The 3,543-nt window shown below is 72.1% G+C and carries 3 protein-coding genes; 2 read left to right on the top strand and 1 reads right to left on the bottom strand.

Going from position 1 to position 3,543, the window contains the following annotated elements:
- Positions 1 to 379 (bottom strand): hypothetical protein (locus D6689_10730; protein RMH41586.1); only part of this gene is annotated, 379 nt, incomplete at its 3' end.
- 122 nt (positions 380 to 501) lie between these two features.
- On the opposite strand from D6689_10730, the gene D6689_10725 reads away from it, so the two are divergent.
- On the top strand, positions 502 to 2,559 hold the full coding sequence (locus D6689_10725) for a protein meaA (GenBank protein ID RMH41585.1): 2,058 nt from the start codon (positions 502 to 504) through the stop codon (positions 2,557 to 2,559).
- The gene (locus tag D6689_10720) at positions 2,556 to 3,497 is read left to right on the top strand and encodes a protein kinase (GenBank protein RMH41584.1); all 942 of its coding nucleotides are present in this window, start codon (positions 2,556 to 2,558) and stop codon (positions 3,495 to 3,497) included. Before D6689_10725 ends, D6689_10720 begins: the two co-directional genes overlap by 4 nt.
- The last annotated feature ends 46 nt before the right edge of the window (positions 3,498 to 3,543 follow it).

Here is a 3,543-nt window from a genome sequence, read left to right as displayed (position 1 = left end):
TCGCGACCAGCAGGTCGTCGTGCAGGTCGTCGAGGGCGAGCACGTCGATCGCGCCCGCGGCGAGCGCGCGCGCAGCGCCGGCGCCGCCGCCGCGCTTGACTAGGTGTACGACCGGGACGTTGTGGCGCCGAAACGCGGGCGCGGCGCCGATCACCGGCCCGCCGGTGTCGCCGACGAGCGCACACGCGATTGGCCGCGCGGCGCACAGATCGAGGGCCGCCCCCAGCGACGTGCACGCGTGAACCCGGTACGACGACGGCAGCCGCGCGCAGAGCCCGTCGCACACCTCGGGCTCCACGTCGACGACCACGATCTCCGCTGGCACCACGTCTCGCTTCTCCCCGGCCGTGCGCCCGCGCAGCCACGTTCCGCGTCGCATCCCCCCGCGCGCTGCCCGAGCGCCGACTGCATCTACAGACTACGCCGCCGGGCTGGGCGTCGCATCACCCCGCCGGGGTGAATGGCCGTGGGCTGACGCGACCTCAGCCCTATAATCGCCGCATGACGGCCCGCAAACGCCATGTGCTGTACGACGCCGACGGGCGGCCGACCCGCGACCGCCCGTGGATCTTCCGCACATACGCGGGCCACACCAACGCGCGCGCCTCCAACGCGCTGTACCGCGAGAACCTCGCCAAGGGCCAGACGGGCCTGTCGATCGCGTTCGACCTGCCCACCCAATGTGGCTATTCGTCCGACGACCCGATCGCCGTGCCGGAGATCGGCAAGGTTGGCGTGCCCGTCAATACGCTCGACGATTTCCACGTGCTGTTCGACGGCATCCCGCTCGAGCAGATGAACACGTCGATGACGATCAACGGCACCGCAATGTGGTTACTCGCGCTGTACATCGCGCTGGCGCGCGAGCGCGGTATCGATCCGAAGCAGCTGCGGGGTACGACCCAAAACGACATCGTCAAGGAGTACCTGGCCCGCGGGACCTACATCTTCCCGCCGGAGCCGAGCATGCGCCTGATCGCCGAGATGTACGAATACACGCTCGACGCGATCCCGGCGTGGAATCCGTCGAACATCTGTAGCTACCATTTGCAGGAGGCAGGCGCCACGCCCGCCCAGGAGCTCGCGTTCGCGCTCGCCAACGCGATCGGCGTACTCGACCTCGTGCGCGAGCGCGGCCGGTTCGACGAGGCGCAGATGCACCGCTGCGTCGGCCGCATGAGCTTCTTCGTCAACGCGGGCATCCGATTCGTCGAGGAGATGTGCAAGATGCGCGCGTTTTGCGCGCTGTGGGACGAGATCGCGCGCGACCGCTACGGCGTCACCGATCCGAAGCTGCGCCGGTTCCGCTACGGCGTGCAGGTCAACTCCCTCGGGCTCACCGAGCGCCAGCCGGAGAACAACGCGTGGCGCATCCTGATCGAAGCGCTCGGCGTGACGCTGTCGCGCCGGGCGCGGTGCCGCGCGCTGCAACTGCCGACCTGGAACGAGGCGTTGTCGCTGCCGCGCGCGTGGGATCAGCAGTGGTCGCTGCGACTGCAACAGATCCTGGCCTACGAGACGGACCTGCTCGAGTACCCCGACCTGTTCGACGGCAGTCCGGTCGTCGCCAGCAAGACGGACGAGCTGGTGGAGGAGGCGCGCGCCGAGATCGACCGCATCCTCGCGATGGGCGGCGTGCGCGCGGCGATCGACAACGGATACATGAAGTCCGCGCTCGTGCGGTCGATGTCCGAGAGGATGAGCCGCATCAACACCGGCGAGCAGGTCGTAGTCGGGCTCAACCGGTGGACCGACGGGCTGCCGTCCCCGCTGGTGACCGGCGACGACGGCGGCGTGTTCACGGTGGACCCGAACCAGGCGCGCGAAACGCTCGACGCGCTCGCCGAGACGAAGCGCCGCCGCGATCCGGGGCGGGTCGCGGCGGCGCTCGATGCGCTGCGCGACGCGGCGCGCTCCGGTGCCAACCTGATGGAGCCGTCGATCGAGTGCGCCCTCGCGCGGGTGACCACGGGGGAGTGGGCCGGCGCGCTGCGCGAGGTGTTCGGCGAGTACCGCGCGGTCACCGGGGTCGAGGGCCAGTCGCTGCGACTCGATCCGGCCCGCGTCGACGCGCTGCGCCGCCGGGTCGACGCGTTCGCCGAGCGGGTGGGGCATCGGCCGCGGATCGTCGTCGGCAAGCCCGGCCTCGACGGCCACTCGAACGGCGCCGAGGTCATCGCGGTCGCCGCGCGACACTGCGGCTTCGACGTGGTGTACGGCGGCATTCGGCTCACTCCCGAGCAGATCGCCCACAGCGCCGTCGAGGAGAGCGCCGACCTCGTCGGCGTGTCTGTGCTGTCCGGGTCGCACGTCGAGCTGGCCCGCCAGGTCGTCGACGCGCTCGCCGCGCTCGGGGCCGCCGACGTGCCGGTCGTCGTGGGCGGAATCATACCGGCGGGCGACGTCGACCGCCTGCGCGCCGACGGCGTGCGCGCCGTGTTCACGCCGTCGGACTACGAGCTGATCGACGTGATGGAGCGCGTGCTGTCCGTGATCGAGACCGCGAGCGGCGGCGCGCCCGGCAGCGGCGCGCCGGCCGACCGCGCCGCCGGCGCATGAACGTGAACCGCGACGAACTCGACCGCGCGATCGCGCTCGACAAGCGCGCGATCGGCCGCCTCGTGTCGCTGTTCGAGGACGAGCGCCCGGCCGCGGTCGCGGCGCGCGCCGACGCAATCGCGGCGCTCGACGCATCGGGACGCGCGCGCAGCGGTCGATTCGTCGCGATCACCGGGGCTCCCGGTGCCGGCAAGTCGACGCTGATCGGCCAGCTGGCCCCGCGGATGATCGCGCGCGATCGCGGCATCGCGGTCGCCGTCGTGGCGGTGGATCCGACCAGCCCCGTGTCCGGCGGCGCGTTGCTCGGCGACCGCACGCGGGTGGCGTTCGACGCCGCCGAGGACCGGCTGTTCTTCCGCAGCCAGGCCAGCGCTCTCGCGCTCGGCGGCCTCGGCCGGCACACCTACGCGGTGGCCCGCCTGCTGCGGCGGCTGTTCGATCTGGTGGTGATCGAGACCGTCGGCATCGGCCAGTCCGAGGTCGAGGTGCGGCACCTCGCCGACCGCATGTACCTGGTGCTGCAGCCGCTGGCCGGCGACCACATCCAGTTCATGAAGGCCGGCATCATGGAGGTGCCGGACGCGATCGTGCTCAACAAGGCCGACGAGCCGGCCGCTGGCGCGACGTGGCACGCGCTTCGATCCGCGGTCGGGCTCGGCGGGTCGGCGGACGCCCTGTTTCGCGCGAGCGCGACGACCGGCGACGGGCTCGACGCGCTCGCCGCCGACATGCTGGCGGTGACCGCGCGACCGCCTCGGCGCACACCGGCGGAGGTGGACGCCTACTTCTTCGAGCGCTGGGTGGTCGACGAGTTCGGCCGGCGCGGTGCCCGGCGGCTGCGCGAGGAAGCGGGCGGCGACCTCGCCCGCTTCCTCGCGGATGCCGGCGGCTTCGAGGCGGCGCAGGTGCGCGCGGCCCGCGTTCTCGACCCGACCTAGCTGGCTGTTGCGCATAGCCACTGGCTGCGGTCGCGATCGGCGGGCG

It is taken from the genome of Deltaproteobacteria bacterium (assembly GCA_003696105.1).
Lineage (GTDB): Bacteria > Myxococcota_A > Polyangia > Haliangiales > J016 > J016.
Note: the sequence above shows the minus strand (reverse complement) of the source record. Positions and strands in the feature narration are given on the sequence as shown.

Coding starts and splice junctions, on each gene's coding strand:
- D6689_10725 (RMH41585.1), top strand. CDS start 502: ATGACGGCCCGCAAACGCCATGTGCTGTACGACGCCGACGGGCGGCCG.
- D6689_10720 (RMH41584.1), top strand. CDS start 2,556: ATGAACGTGAACCGCGACGAACTCGACCGCGCGATCGCGCTCGACAAG.